Below are 13742 nucleotides of genomic sequence, written 5' to 3' on the forward strand. Positions count from 1 at the left end.
CCATCAAAAAAAGAGGCTGTATAAAACAATTACAACGCTGATGATAGAATAAAAAAGAAAAAATGATACTCGAAGACAATAAAATCTATTCCCATCCCTAAGGCAAAATCATTTTCAGGAACACCCTATGTTGTAGTTGAACTGAATAAAATCCAATTTCTCATTTTTCAAAAGTTGTATCAGCTGCGGATAAGCATTCACTGTATAATGCGTGGCACCAATGTAACGTATACGACCTTCTGATTTCCACTCACGAAGCGTTTTAATATGCGTGTCAAAGTCTACCAGGTTATGTACCTGCATCAAGTCCATAACTTCTGTCTGCATATTTTTGAAAGAAGCATTCATTTGGTCAATGCCTTTTTGCCGGCCGGTAGTCCAGACCTTAGTAGCTAAAAAAGCTTTTCCCTCAGCTGCAATTCTTGTGTAAGATCCCCTACTACCTCTTCTGCAGATCCGTACATAGGAGAAGAGTCTATTATACTACCAACTGCCAGCAGAAAAGCCTGCATCACCTCTTTTAACGTAGTGCGTTGAATTTTATCCTTACCAACATCAAACGTTTGCCAGGTACCCAATCCAATAACAGGAAGCAGTTCACCTGTAGTTGGAATAGAACGGCGAAGTATCGTATGCTCCATAAAATACTTTTAGAAGGTGTTTTTTAGTACGAAAATTTTAATAAATATCTAAGGCAAATTTATGACCCCCGCATTAATCTATATCAAGTAGTCATTCTTACCTCAATTCCATTTTTGAAAATGCTTCGATCATTTCCTGTTCCGTTGGCGGATGCAATATATTGTGTTCTGCAAAATCGCTGGCTTGGGGATAGGATGTTTTCCGGATTCGTTCAGCAGCTTCTTCCAGATCATAGGTTGTATGCCGTAACTGTACATCAGATGTAAGCAATAACCAATAGGCACCCCGCTCCCCGAACGGCATTCCTGCACTGCCTGCATTAACAACCCGGATCTTCCCGATCATTCGGTCAAACTGCATATGTGTATGGCCGCAGATGATCAACTGAACATTAAGCCCTTTAAAAAGCGGCAACAGGCGATCTTCAGGAGTCAGGCGTGTAAATATTTTTGTATCACTTTCCGGTGTAGCATGGCAAAACATTACTTTACCTAAATCCGCAATGTCAATTATGAGAGTTTTAGGCCAGCTTGTCATTAGTTGCACATGTTCAGAACAAAGATGCTCCGCTGAATGGCGAAGGAGTTCCTTAACCTGTTCGGGCAATGTGCTTGATTCCGCTCCTGACATTAATTCGAGAACTTCACGGTCGCCATTACCCTGAATAAACCGGACTGGGATATCAAGACTTAATAACGTTTCAATGGTTTCATCTGGCATTGGCCCCGGCCCTACATCCCCGCCAATTACTATCTGATCAACCTGTGCCAGACGGATGTCACGGAGCACCGCCTCGAGTGCCGGAAGGTTCCCGTGAATATCATAGATTGCAGCTACACGCATACGAATATAGATGCCTAAATTAAATTACATATGACTCACCAATAATCCAACTACCGGTTAGTGAAGGAAAAAAATGACATCATAATAAATCCATGTAATTTTTTCAGGCTGAAGGAATTGATGATCTCTTAATAAAGGTTAAGTGAAAATTATTTCTTTCATTGGGCAACCAACATTTTCCTGGTTTCCGAGTGTTCCTTCATTTGAAGTGTGTAGTAATAAATTCGGCTTCCGGATGGTGGGGCATTAAATAAAACTGTTTTCAATCCTGGTGCTTCGATGGCATCCACAAGAGTAGAAACTTCTCTGCCAAGAGCATCAAACACTTTTAGCGTTACCTGTTCCTTGTTTGAAAGGCGATACCGGATAACCGTATTACCATTGAAAGGATTCGGGTCATTCTGTGCTAGAAAAAAATTGGACGAAATAATATGTCCGGTGGAAGTTGCGGTGCCTGTACGGAATACACCCCCACCTGCTGTTCCGGCAAAAATAACTCCGTTACTGTTTGTTGTCAAAGCACGAATATCAATCGCGGTCAGGCCATCATTGGTTTCAACCCAATTATCCCCGTTGTCCATTGATTTAAAAACGCCTCCTGAAGTTCCCGCGTAAATATTATTAGCCGAGTCGATGGTTATGGCTGAAGGATTGGTGTTCGTCAGGCCGTTATTAATCTGTGTCCAGTTATCCCCGTCGTCAGTGGAGCGAAACATGCCACCTCCATAGTAGGTTCCTGCAAAGAGATCATTATCTGAATTGATTGCAAGAGCTGTAATATCGGTAAAGGTCAATCCGCTGTCTGCAGCAATCCACGTATCGCCGTTATCCGTTGATTTAAAAACGCCGACCCCGCAACCGGCACTTCCTGCAAAGAGCTCATCATCTGAGTTAATTGTGAATGACCAGATGTAAGGACAGGTTAAACCATTATTAATTTGGGTCCAGGTATCTCCATTATCTGTTGACCGGTAAACACCACCTCCCAGGTAGGTTCCAGCAAAAATTTCGCCGCTTGAATTGATAGCCAGTGCACGAACATCAGTGGTTATGATTCCATTATTCACTTCAACCCAGCTTTCACCATCGTCGGTAGATCGAAAGATGCCTCCTTCGCCATCAATAAAATCGGCTCCAGCAAAAATGTCTCCGCCTGAATTAATTGCAAGGCAGCTGATATATTTAGCGGTTAAACCATTGTTGATCTTCATCCAGCTTTCTCCGCCATCCTGAGAACGAAAAATACCAATGCCATAGGTTCCTGCAAAGATCTCATTGTTATTCACTGCAAGAGCGCGCACCTCTGTTGCAATCAATCCGGTATTTATTTCCATCCACGTTTGGCCGCCATCTTCTGACCGGAAAGCTCCTCCTCCAAAATATGTCCCTGCGAAAAAGTTATTATCGGAATCTACCAACATTGATAAAACAAAAGTGGAGGTCAGGCCAGCATTCACCTGGCTCCAGTTATCACCATTGTCGGAAGAATAAAAAATGCCATCGCCATAAGTTCCCGCGAATACATTGCCGCTGGAATCGAACACAATGGCATACACATTATTAGAGCTTGCAAGGGGCAATTTCGTCCAGGTATTTCCATTATCTATTGATCGGAAAATTCCTTCTCCAAAATCAGTCCCCGCAAAAATATCGCCATGGGAGTTAATTCCCAGTGCTGTTATGTACTGACCAGTGACCCCACTGTCAATTGCAGTCCAGGTATTTCCATTGTCAGCTGATTTAAAAATGCCGCTGCCCCAGCTTCCTGCAAAGATCTCGTCTGATGAATTCACCGCCAAAGCGGGGACATATGTATTGGTGAGTCCATTAATGATCAACGACCAGCTTTCACCATTGTCGGTAGACCGATAGACGCCGCCACCTTCAAAGGTTCCGGCAAAAATTTCACCCACCGAATTAACAACCAGGGTTACTACGAAAGGGAAGGTGAGCCCATTGTTCACTGCTGTCCAGCTTGCCCCGCCATCTTCGGAACGAAAAACTCCGCCTCCTAATGTTCCTGCAAAAAGATCATTGCCTTGTGTTACTGCTAATGCCCATACATCCGTTGCGGTAAGGCCATTGCTCATTGGTGCCCAGGTATTTCCATTGTCTTCAAATCGCAAGACCCCACCTCCGCGCGTTCCCGCAAATATGTTATGGTTGGAATCCATGACCAGGCATCGAACATCACCGCCGTAAGGACCATTGGTTTGTTCCCATGTTTGAGCGTACGTAATAGAAGTAAAAGCGAGCAGGAGAGCGAAAGTGAGTTTCATCTGGCTTTTGGGTTTAAGATTAAGAAGGTTGCTGCAATTGAAGTTGCTGTAATTAAAGATATTAATTTTTAGACTCTAATTGAATTTGAAAATCATTTTAAATACAGCGGAAACAAGGTTGATCCCAATATGGTGATTGGACATCAATTGTTTGTAAGTGAATGGAGTTTAGGGATTCCGGCTACCGAAAAGGACAAAAAAGCTTCCGCGCCTTTGAACGAAAAGCACGGAAAGCCGTAATCAATTTAACTTATCTATTTTATGAAATGACGTAATTGCTTATCAGTTGAGGCAACACAATTACGTAGAAAGATTACCAAGTTTTGTGCTTACATCTAATATCTCTATGCCGGTAAGCACGTGATCTTTATCATAATCGAGTGCAATGCCTTCAGGTACGTCTCCGTAGTGACTGTAGTTTCTTTGAACGTGATGCTCAAAGAGTCAACTTCTTTATCATGGGTTATTTTCATACTTCAAAAATAATAAGTGTCACTCTCATAGCTTGCGCATTCGGAGACAGTACAGAGGATTCGCAGGGAAGACTGGGCTGGAGTGAAAGGTTACATGCCGCCTGGTTGTAGAATGCTCACGCGGTTTCCTTCGGAGTCAATGAACACTACCCATTGACCGATTCCAGGAATCTCCATGGGTTCGCCTTCTACTTTTCCTCCGGCATCTGTAATTTTTTTGATGGCAGAGTGAAGATCATCTACAGAAATAACGACAGAAGTGCCCGCATTGGGAGCCTGATTTTTCGGAAAGAAACCCCCGTTGATGTTGCCCGGCGTTTTTACGATTCTGTTTTCATCGGTTTCGGTGGTTCCTGCCGTAATATAATCTCCCATTTCAGGGCCCGTGGTTTGCATGTTCCAGCCGAAAGCCTGTGAATAAAATTTCTGCAGGCGTTGGCTGTCTTCATAAGGCATTTCAAAGTGTACTACCGGATTTGATTTCATGTTTTTGATTTTCGTTTAAATAAATTTTTACCAAAATTCAATTTTTTTTTAATTCCTAAAATAAATTTGTGTTATCAGTAGTAATGGAATTGAAACCACTGGAAAATGCATCATGAACCCCGCAATGAATAAACCCGATCCGCAGCATGTGGGGAAAAATTAAAACGCAGTAGTGCGTCTTTTATTCAATGTGAAAAATTTTTGACTTCTCTGCTTTGGGAATGAGCTCAATTAATTTTGGTATCAGCGGCTTAATATCGTCATACCTTAGAGTAGGAATGATGAGAACAATTACAGTTATGGGAAGTGATCTCAGATTCTGCTGGTACTCGAGGTTTTGATCGGCAGTAATAAAAATTTCAAAGTTTTCCTGAACCATCATCTTCAATAAGACACCGTTCTTAAATGCATCCCATTGCAACTCACGAACAGTGAATATCTCATATTCCTTTAATTGAAACTTCAATCGCCGAGGTAGATTTTCATCAAGCAATATCTTCATGAAGTTTGTGTAGCAGTTGACTGTTGAATTCCTTTCCTGCTAACTCAAGTAACCTTAGTGCCTGTTCTTTTTTTACACCGGGAAAATCTTCGAGGTAAGTGTCCAGTGAATCTCCTGCACTAATGTAATCGAACAAACTCTGAATGGGAACCCGTGTGCCGGTAAACACCGGAATGCCGCTCACAATTTCCGGATCAATGGTGATGAGATCGTGCAGTACCATTCTTTTTTCTTTCAAAGTTACAGAATAGAATTTGAAGAAGATAAGGGGGAAGATTACGATATATTAACCGATGCTTGCCAAATGAAATGCAATAACTCACTTCAGATTGTAAGCCGCCCTGTCCCGGGCTCACATACATAGCTTGCGCATTCTGAGACAGTGCGGAGGATTTGCGGCGAAGACTTGGCGGCGGAAGAAAAATTTCTGAAGGCGTTGGCTGTCTTCATAAGTCATTTCAAAGTGTACTACCGGATTTGATTTCATGTTTTTGATTTTCGTTTAAATAAATTTTTACCAAAATTCAATTTTTTTTTAATTCCTAAAATAAATTTGTGTTATCAGTGGTAATGAAAATTGAAACCACTGGAAAATGCATCATGAACCCCGCAATGAATAAACCCGATCCCGATCATGCTGCAAAAATGAAAAGCATTAGCTCTCCACTTCAATTGCTGGTAGAGTATGCCACAACATCTCGAGCACTACTACCATTGATAAAGAAATCTTTTGATTACGCGGCTACATCATTAATGTGAAGCACCTTCTTCACATTTTTTGCGGAAATGATTTGATATGCTTCAACGGTCTCGACGCCGAGCGTGCTTCCGTCAGCAGCGAAGAATTCTACTTCATATCCTTTTCCGTTTTCGTGAATCATCACAATGGTGCCTACGTCGCCTTTGATGAAGGGAGTTCCCGGAAGATTTTCTGTAAGAACAATTCGTTCGAATTCTTGGATCATAATTGAACAGGATAAGCAGTTACAAATTTAAGGATGTTTTCTTTTGCGGGCTTCATCCAAATTGCACGCAGCATGAATTCATAACCGTCGGGTGCTTTCATTTTACCTGTTACAATGTACTTGGTTCCGAATAATGTTTCTACTACATCAACCAGTGAGCATTGTTCAAGATGATCAACTAAAAATTGCTTCAGCACTTCCGGTTTCTCAGAATCAAATCCATGTTGAATAAAATAATCAGCTTTTACACTGCCTTCAGGATGATTGATGTTGAGAAGGTATTCCGTGATTTTGAAGTCCTCAATCACAACGTCAGCGAAAGTTGAAACATCCATTTGGAAAATTAAGGAAAGGAATTTGCCTTGTACCCAACACCAATGTTGAAAAACATATAAACGAGTTGATGCGACAGTCATGAACCCCGCAATAAATAAAATCCGATGCTTGCAAAATTGAAACGCAGTAGCTCTACTTCAGTTTGTAAGCCGCCCTGTCCCGGGCTCGCTCACATAGCTTGCGCATTCGGAGACAGTGCTGAGGATTAAACGAGAGAGGTCGTTTACACCTTGTCATTAGATCTTCTATCCGCTTCTTCAACTCTACTTTGCTGGTTAGTTGAATTGGATAGTTCTTCAATGAATTTTGTATCAATAGATTCTAGATCACTTGTTATTATGACTCGTATTCCTACTGGTTTCAAGAAATTATTTCCTAACTTATTCTGAAGCAGTCGTCCGCCATGAAAAACGGTAAGAATTTCAACTTCATCTTTAGAATGGATTTCATAAATAATGCGATAACTGCCTTCTAAAAGGTGACGAATGTTATCATCATTCATTTCGGAAACTTTAGTTCCGGTAAAAGGTGAATGCTTGAGGATTTCAGTTCTGGCAAAAATTCTTTGAACCATTCTTTCAGCGTAGCGTACTGAAACTTTTGAAATGTATTGTGCTATTGGTCAAGATCATCCAGCGCTATTTTGTTCCATCTGATCTTAGCCATCTGTTCATTTTTTCTTTGGCTTCTTCCTCAGAGAATGAATGACCCTGCTTTGAGTTCTTACGTGCTTCTTCTATCTTGTTAATGACCAGGAAACGCTCGAACAATTCATCGACAGAAATCTCTTCCGGAAGATTTTGCAGCCCTTCTATAACTTGTGTTTTTGTAAGCATTAATACAAAAGGTTTTTACGAAGTAAAAATTTCTTAGCCGCACTGACGGCTTCGAACTCTTATAAAAAAATATGTTTCCTGGTGAATCAATTACCTCCTTCATTTCCTCCAAAGGAGGAAAGCCACACACAAAGCCTCCAAATACTTAATTTTCTTCCTTTCTCTTCAAAATTTCCAATCCGAAATCCGAATTACTTTCTATCCGCATTTACTGCTTCCGCAGCTCTTACAAACCAAACACCCTTCCTGATAGATCAAGCCATTCGGGTCACCGCATTCGGAGCATTTGCGGTGGACGGCTGCGGTGCTGTCTTCAATGTATTTCTTGAGGGCACGCTCTACGCCTGCTTTCCGGGTGTTGAGGGAATCGATCGATATTGTCACTTCTTTAGTTTCTTCGTCTATTTTGCGAGTCGTTTGTTTTCACCTTTTACTTTCTTTCAATCTTCTTGATATCTTCTTCTGCTGCAAGTTTTTCCGGCTTAATTCCACTCTGTATTAAACTGTTCCTGACGGTCTGATTGTTCTTCACGTGCTGATGAGTAATTTTTTCTTCCCCACGAAGATCATCCTTCTTTATGTTGAAGTTGGTTATTTCATTCGCAAAGTCTTTTGCCTTGATGGTAATTGTCGGAAGAAAATCTGCCAATGGCTTTCCTTCTGGAACATCAAGACGTATTTTCATGTCGCCAGTGGTAAATCCTCCAAACAGTGCTTGATCACCCTGGCTGATAATTCTCCCGAATCCTTGCTGATCAACACCTCGCTGATACATGACACCAGATAATTCCTTCTGTGAAAATGAAAGTTTCTCTCTTGCATAAATGCGTTCAATTTCTCCGACTCGTTGCTCAATGATCTCTTGCTTACGAGTTTGGATAGCGAAGTAGCTCATCGCAAAAGCAATTTCATCCTTGCGGGGATCTCCATTTTGCGCAATTAGATAACAGGCATATCGCGTGAGAATAATATCATCTACTTCGCGCTCGGCGGTCTTACCAATCCTGATCATTTTCGTGACGCCACGAAAATGATCAGCCATCTGCTGCCCGGAGTTAATGCAAGCTGTTTTCGCTTTATCAATTACTTTCTGAAAATTTTCCCATCTGCCATAACCAAGGAGTGGTTGCAATTCTCTTGCAAACCAAAACTCAATACCATCTTGTTCATGAGCAGCTTCTTCAAAACTTTTAAAAAGTGCCTTTACTAATTCTTGTTTCATCGGTAAATTTTTTTTGAAGGATTTTTCACCCACACTTACTGCTCCTGCAACTCTTACAAACCAAACAACCTTCCTGGTGATTATTACTTCCATTTCCTCCAAAGGAGGGAAGCCACACACAAAGCCTCCAAATACTTAATTTTCTTCCTTTCTCTTCAAAATTTCCAATCCAAAATCCGGATTACTTTCTACCCACATTTACTGCTTCCGCAGCTTTTACAAACCAGACACCCTTCCTGGTAGATCAGCCCGTTCGGGTCGCCGCATTCGGAGCATTTACGGTCAACGGCTGCTGTTCCGTCTTCTATGTATTTCTTGAGGGCGCGCTCTACACCCGCCTTCCAGGTGTTGAGTGAATCGGATTTTAAATCCATGTTTTCGATGAGGTCTACTACATGGGGCAGCGGCATGCCGTGGCGCAATACGCCGCTGATGAGCTTGGCGTAGTTCCAGAACTCCTGGGTAAAGGACCGTGACAGGGCTTCAATAGTTACCTTGTATCCTGCGCGGTCTACATATTGAAAATCGTACCGGGTGGTCCGGTCTTCGAGCCGGGTCTTTATGACCCAGCCGTGGTTCACATAGCTCGGCAGGTGAATGGAGTCTTCATCCACCACACCCGTGAAGATTTCATAAGGTCTTCCTTTCAGCAATCCGATCACCGCCATCCATTTTTCGCTGCCATTCATGAAGCGCAGTACATTTGCTTCCAGCACCTTGGGACGCTTGGGGGCGTGCGAGACAGGCACTTCATTTATCGTATCCTTTTTCTTTTCTTCCTTAGAAACAAGCACTCCCGTACGCGATCCGTCGCGGTACACAGTAATGCCTTTCAGCCCATGCTTCCACGCTTCCAAATAAATCTCACCTACCTTTTCTACAGGAACATCATTGGGCAGGTTGATGGTGGATGAGATGGAATGCGTAACATATTTCTGCACCATGCTCTGAATCTTTACCCGCTTTATCCAGTCAATTTCAGGAGCCGTGCTGCCATAATAAGGCGATTTGGTAAGGTCACGCTCTCCGGTAACCTCCATCCACTGCTTGAGCTTTGAGTGATACACATCAAACTCCATCCAGGCATCTCCACTGGCATCAGTAAAGTCGATGCGTGCATTATTATCATGCGGGTTCACCTTGCGGCGGCGCTTGTATGCAAGCATGTATACCGGCTCAATCCCGGATGATGTCTGGGCGAGAATGGAAAGCGTACCCGTAGGTGCCACGGTAGATATGGAGATATTCCTTCTTCCGAATTTCATCATGCGGTCGTATACTTCCGGTATTTCTTCTTTCATCATCTGCACAAACCCGGAAGTGTTTTCAATCTCCGGATTAAAGCCTTCAAACTGTCCGCGCTCAATGCTCATGTCTATGCTGCTGTCGAATTCAGCAGTGCATTTTATTTTTTGAATCTGCTCTATCACCTTTAATGCCTCCTCAGAATCGAAGGGAAGGTTTAGTGCTGCCAGGGTATCGCCGAGTGCGGTAAAGCCAAGTCCGGTTCTGCGTCCTTTCCTGCCCTGCTCCTGCAAAAGCTTCCAGGTGCGTACTTCATTATCTTTTATGAAACCGGGCTCGCTATCATTGTTTATTTTTTCCAGTATGCGGTCAATATGCTCCAGCTCCAGCTCTACGAGGTCATCACCAAGGCGCTGGGCTTCATAAGTTACTTCATAAAATTTATTAAAATTGAATGTTGCTTCAGGTGAAAAAGGATTTTCAACCAGTGAAAAAAGGTTAAGTGCAATTAATCGGCAGCTGTCTCCGCCCTGCATGGCAATTTCGCTGCAGGGGTTAGTGGATACATTTTTAAAACCGGGATATATTGAAGAAGTGGAATATTTATGCTGACGGTCCCAGAAGATAAGACCAGGTTCTGCAGATTTATGCGCGCACATAATGATGGTGTTCCACAGCTCTCTCGCCTGTACTGTCTTGGTGAATTGCGCCTCTTCAACAGGAACATTAATTGGAAAGCGATGGGTGTATTCTTCATTATCCGTGACCGCCTGCATAAATTCATCGCTCAGGCGTATAGAAACATTAGCACCCGTTATTTTCAGAAGATCCTGTTTTGCAGTGATAAAGCGATCTACATCGGGATGGGCTATATCCATGGTGATCATCAAAGCTCCGCGGCGGCCATGCTGGGCTACCTCACGGGTGGTATTTGAAAAACGTTCCATAAAAGATACTGCACCGGTAGTAGTACCTGCAGCATTAGCTACTTCAGCACCGGCGGGGCGAATGGTGCTAATATCAATACCTACCCCGCATCTTCTTTTAAACAATTGAGCAAGCTGCTGATCGGTAAAAAAGATTCCGCCGTAGGAATCATAAATCTCGGGCAGTACCACGCAGTTGGAAAGGGATGCAATCATGGTGTGATTTCCAAGTACCCCCATTACACTTCCCTGTGGTATTATGTACTGAAACTTTCTAAAGTATTCGAAAATTTTTGCTTCACCCAGTGAAGCTCTGGCTTGTCCGTATGCTGAAAGATGCTTGAAAGAACCATTAAGTGTGGACCGTTCAGAAAACTTAAGCTCCGCTTTTGCAAACTCCCTTGCCATGCGATGGTGCATATCGTCGGGCGATAATTCGTAATAATTACCCTGTGAATCTTTAACTGCATATTTATTCATCCACGTAGTAGCAGCAAGCTCATCCCCATTAAAATATTCTACAGATGAAGCAAGCACCTGTTCATAGGTATATGTTTGATTGGGGGCGATAAGTTGTTTTGCCATTTTCATGGAGGGCGTGTTTAACATGCTTTATAACAATTAAAGTGGAAAAAAATTTAGGAGAAACGAAAGTAATTGAATGATCAATCTAACGCAGAAAAATTTATAAACAAGGCTGTGGAAAAGGCCAACAATTAAATGTATAATCATGTTTATGTAACTGTTATAAAATACATAACAGCCATTTTTATAAAAATAATAGTACTTTTTTAAACATAGTACTAAATTTTATTTAGATGATTATCAGATAATTATCATTATAATTTAAAATAAAATGGTACTATGTGATACAAGGTAACAAGTTGCGCATATATCTTTGTTATGTCAAAAACATTTTAATGCCATGAACATCGAGAACACACAAGCTCAAATGCGCAAAGGCATCCTCGAGTTTTGCATTTTATCCATCATTGGCAGTGATGACGAATGCTATGCTTCAGAGATTCTCGATCGCATGAAAAAAGCAAAACTGATAGTTGTGGAAGGTACCCTGTATCCTTTGCTTACCCGGCTTAAAAATGACGGCTACCTCAGCTATCAATGGGTTGAATCAAAATCAGGGCCTCCCAGAAAATATTATAAGCTCACCGGACTTGGAGAAAGGTTTCTGGAAGAGCTTAGAAAAACCTGGAACGAATTAGTTGCAGCAGTTGAATTAACCACTCAAAAAATTCACACCACACAAAATCCTTTAAACAATGAATAAAACGGTAACCATCAATCTTAGTGGAATAGTTTTTCACATTGATGAAAATGCGTACGAGCAGCTCAGGCAGTACCTCGACAGGCTTAAAGGCCATTTTGCTGGTACCCAGGGGAAAGAGGAAATTATAACCGACATCGAAGGCCGTCTTGCTGAAATGTTCACTGAAAGAGCAGGTGACAGCAAAAATGTAATTATGATGGAAGATGTAAAGGCAGTTATCGATGCCATGGGTAAGCCGGAGGATTTTGTAAGCGATGAGGAAGTAATAAACAAAAATGCATCCGGCACTGGTGATGCCAATACGTATTACGAGAATGTCAAAAAGCGCTTCTTCCGCAATCCCGACGAAAAAATGATCGGCGGGGTTTGTTCCGGCATTGCTTCTTACTTTAACGTTGACCCATTATGGATCCGCCTGGTATTTGTTCTTCTGGTAATTATGCCGGTTTTATCGGGAGTCTTAATCTATATAATTCTGTGGATCATTATTCCGGAGGCTGTAACTGCTTCCGACAAGCTGCAAATGCGCGGAGAGCCGGTTACTATCCGGAATATCGAGAAAAATGTGAAGGAAGAAATGGAAAACCTTAGAAAAAAAGGCGAGGCATGGGCACAGAACATCTCTTCAGACCAGGTAAAAACCAAGGCACGTTCCGCGACACAAAACATCTTTAATTTTTTTGGAGAAATAATCCGTGGAATAATAAAATTTATCATTGTAATCTTTGGAATCTTTATAACCATCATGAGTATTGCGGTGCTCATCGGACTAACGATAGCCATTTTTACAGGCATAGGTGCTTTCCGGTTTGCAGTCCCTCACACGATTACCAACATGGTGCTTTCTACCTCGCAAATCTGGTGGCTTGCCATTGGCGGATTGCTTGCAATAGGAATCCCCTTTATACTCCTTCTTCTGAATGGCTTAAAGATATTATTCAGGCTAAACCTTAACCTGAGAATGATCGGTGCAGTGATGGCTGGATTATGGCTGGTAGGAATAGGAATTTGTGCTTACCATGGAATCCGCATCGCCACTGAATTTTCAGATTCTGCAACAGTGAAGCAAAAATATATGCTTACGGCGTTGTCCGGAAATATAATATCTCTGAAGGCAACCAGATCCTTTGAGGGCAGTAATGATGATTATAGCTTTCATCACCACAATATTCACTTCGGAACCGGTGATTTATTTACCCTTAGCGAAAACTCGGACTCTGTTCTTAGCCATGAGGTTCGTATAGATATAGAACAAAGCGACAACGATTCCAGCTACATCATTCAAAAAATTAATTCGTGCGGTAAAACATATGATGAAGCCCGCCACCTGGCAAACAATGTCAGCTACCATTATTTCATTAATGATAGCGTCATAAATTTTTCAGATTATTTTAAGATGAATACAAGGGATAAATACCGTGGCCAGGAGATAAAAGTTATTCTGATGCTTGCTGTAGGGAAATCTGTAATGCTCGATAAAAGCATGGGCGATCTATTGGATAATGTTCACAACATATCCGATACCTACGACTATGATATGCTTGGACATACCTGGACGATGACAAAAGATGGACTTAAGTGTAACAATTGCCCGGAATACAGCGACAAAGAAGAAAATGATGACCACGACAGCGGAACCCGGATACGCATTGATTCTACCGGTGTAGAAATAAAAACTCTGTAACTAAAAATATTCAAA

General features: G+C 41.9%; 14 protein-coding genes and 2 pseudogenes. 3 read left to right on the forward strand and 13 right to left on the reverse strand.

The window, feature by feature from the left end; genetic code table 11:
* Positions 1-114: 114 nt before the first annotated feature.
* The 11 genes and pseudogenes from H0W62_13515 to H0W62_13565 form a co-directional block, all read right to left on the reverse strand.
* Positions 115-641: pseudogene (locus H0W62_13515) on the reverse strand (aldo/keto reductase).
* 97 nt (positions 642-738) lie between these two features.
* A complete protein-coding gene (locus H0W62_13520; protein MBA3649546.1) occupies positions 739-1485 on the reverse strand; it encodes a metallophosphoesterase family protein in 747 nt (248 codons plus the stop codon).
* Between the two features lie 158 nt (positions 1486-1643).
* Positions 1644-3764: a T9SS type A sorting domain-containing protein gene (locus tag H0W62_13525; protein MBA3649547.1), complete on the reverse strand. Its 2121-nt coding sequence runs from the start codon at positions 3762-3764 to the stop codon at positions 1644-1646.
* A 300-nt stretch (positions 3765-4064) separates the two neighbouring features.
* A pseudogene (locus H0W62_13530) lies at positions 4065-4237 on the reverse strand (DUF2283 domain-containing protein).
* Between the two features lie 90 nt (positions 4238-4327).
* A complete protein-coding gene (locus H0W62_13535) occupies positions 4328-4723 on the reverse strand; it encodes a VOC family protein (GenBank protein MBA3649548.1) in 396 nt (131 codons plus the stop codon).
* Positions 4724-4904: 181 nt separating this feature from the next.
* Positions 4905-5225 carry a DUF5615 family PIN-like protein gene (locus tag H0W62_13540; GenBank protein MBA3649549.1) on the reverse strand — a complete coding sequence of 107 codons (321 nt, stop codon included), beginning with the start codon at positions 5223-5225 and terminating at the stop codon, positions 4905-4907.
* A complete protein-coding gene (locus H0W62_13545; GenBank protein MBA3649550.1) occupies positions 5209-5448 on the reverse strand; it encodes a DUF433 domain-containing protein in 240 nt (79 codons plus the stop codon). The genes H0W62_13540 and H0W62_13545 overlap by 17 nt, the downstream gene beginning before the upstream one ends.
* A 511-nt stretch (positions 5449-5959) precedes the next feature.
* Positions 5960-6190, reverse strand: coding sequence for a DUF4926 domain-containing protein (locus H0W62_13550; protein MBA3649551.1), 231 nt, complete (start codon positions 6188-6190; stop codon positions 5960-5962).
* Positions 6187-6525: a hypothetical protein gene (locus H0W62_13555; GenBank protein ID MBA3649552.1), complete on the reverse strand. Its 339-nt coding sequence runs from the start codon at positions 6523-6525 to the stop codon at positions 6187-6189. Before H0W62_13555 ends, H0W62_13550 begins: the two co-directional genes overlap by 4 nt.
* A 224-nt stretch (positions 6526-6749) precedes the next feature.
* Positions 6750-7100, reverse strand: coding sequence for a type II toxin-antitoxin system RelE/ParE family toxin (locus H0W62_13560; GenBank protein MBA3649553.1), 351 nt, complete (start codon positions 7098-7100; stop codon positions 6750-6752).
* A gap of 64 nt (positions 7101-7164) precedes the next feature.
* Positions 7165-7362: a hypothetical protein gene (locus tag H0W62_13565; protein MBA3649554.1), complete on the reverse strand. Its 198-nt coding sequence runs from the start codon at positions 7360-7362 to the stop codon at positions 7165-7167.
* An 81-nt stretch (positions 7363-7443) separates the two neighbouring features.
* On the opposite strand from H0W62_13565, the gene H0W62_13570 reads away from it, so the two are divergent.
* Positions 7444-7815 (forward strand): hypothetical protein, encoded by a 372-nt coding sequence (locus H0W62_13570; GenBank protein ID MBA3649555.1) that lies wholly within the window; start codon positions 7444-7446, stop codon positions 7813-7815.
* Here H0W62_13570 and dinD read toward each other — a convergent pair.
* A complete protein-coding gene (gene dinD, locus H0W62_13575) occupies positions 7793-8584 on the reverse strand; it encodes a DNA damage-inducible protein D (GenBank protein MBA3649556.1) in 792 nt (263 codons plus the stop codon). The genes H0W62_13570 and dinD overlap by 23 nt on opposite strands.
* 188 nt (positions 8585-8772) lie before the next feature.
* Positions 8773-11346: an adenosylcobalamin-dependent ribonucleoside-diphosphate reductase gene (locus H0W62_13580; GenBank protein ID MBA3649557.1), complete on the reverse strand. Its 2574-nt coding sequence runs from the start codon at positions 11344-11346 to the stop codon at positions 8773-8775.
* A 334-nt stretch (positions 11347-11680) separates the two neighbouring features.
* Between H0W62_13580 and H0W62_13585 the strand changes: the two genes are divergently transcribed.
* Together H0W62_13585 and H0W62_13590 are read left to right on the forward strand one after the other, a co-directional pair.
* The gene (locus H0W62_13585; GenBank protein MBA3649558.1) at positions 11681-12043 is read left to right on the forward strand and encodes a PadR family transcriptional regulator; all 363 of its coding nucleotides are present in this window, start codon (positions 11681-11683) and stop codon (positions 12041-12043) included.
* Positions 12036-13727: a PspC domain-containing protein gene (locus tag H0W62_13590; protein MBA3649559.1), complete on the forward strand. Its 1692-nt coding sequence runs from the start codon at positions 12036-12038 to the stop codon at positions 13725-13727. The genes H0W62_13585 and H0W62_13590 overlap by 8 nt, the downstream gene beginning before the upstream one ends.
* The last annotated feature ends 15 nt before the right edge of the window (positions 13728-13742 follow it).

Source organism: Chitinophagales bacterium (assembly GCA_013816805.1).
GTDB lineage: Bacteria > Bacteroidota > Bacteroidia > Chitinophagales > UBA10324 > MGR-bin340.

What these genes read in the sequence shown, in the direction of transcription:
- H0W62_13520 (MBA3649546.1), bottom strand. Translation starts at nt 1,485, where the DNA reads ATGCGTGTAGCTGCAATCTATGATATTCACGGGAACCTTCCGGCACTC.
- H0W62_13525 (MBA3649547.1), bottom strand. Translation starts at nt 3,764, where the DNA reads ATGAAACTCACTTTCGCTCTCCTGCTCGCTTTTACTTCTATTACGTAC.
- H0W62_13535 (MBA3649548.1), bottom strand. Translation starts at nt 4,723, where the DNA reads ATGAAATCAAATCCGGTAGTACACTTTGAAATGCCTTATGAAGACAGC.
- H0W62_13540 (MBA3649549.1), bottom strand. Translation starts at nt 5,225, where the DNA reads ATGAAGATATTGCTTGATGAAAATCTACCTCGGCGATTGAAGTTTCAA.
- H0W62_13545 (MBA3649550.1), bottom strand. Translation starts at nt 5,448, where the DNA reads ATGGTACTGCACGATCTCATCACCATTGATCCGGAAATTGTGAGCGGC.
- H0W62_13550 (MBA3649551.1), bottom strand. Translation starts at nt 6,190, where the DNA reads ATGATCCAAGAATTCGAACGAATTGTTCTTACAGAAAATCTTCCGGGA.
- H0W62_13555 (MBA3649552.1), bottom strand. Translation starts at nt 6,525, where the DNA reads ATGGATGTTTCAACTTTCGCTGACGTTGTGATTGAGGACTTCAAAATC.
- H0W62_13560 (MBA3649553.1), bottom strand. Translation starts at nt 7,100, where the DNA reads ATGGTTCAAAGAATTTTTGCCAGAACTGAAATCCTCAAGCATTCACCT.
- H0W62_13565 (MBA3649554.1), bottom strand. Translation starts at nt 7,362, where the DNA reads ATGCTTACAAAAACACAAGTTATAGAAGGGCTGCAAAATCTTCCGGAA.
- dinD (MBA3649556.1), bottom strand. Translation starts at nt 8,584, where the DNA reads ATGAAACAAGAATTAGTAAAGGCACTTTTTAAAAGTTTTGAAGAAGCT.
- H0W62_13580 (MBA3649557.1), bottom strand. Translation starts at nt 11,346, where the DNA reads ATGAAAATGGCAAAACAACTTATCGCCCCCAATCAAACATATACCTAT.
- H0W62_13585 (MBA3649558.1), top strand. Translation starts at nt 11,681, where the DNA reads ATGAACATCGAGAACACACAAGCTCAAATGCGCAAAGGCATCCTCGAG.
- H0W62_13590 (MBA3649559.1), top strand. Translation starts at nt 12,036, where the DNA reads ATGAATAAAACGGTAACCATCAATCTTAGTGGAATAGTTTTTCACATT.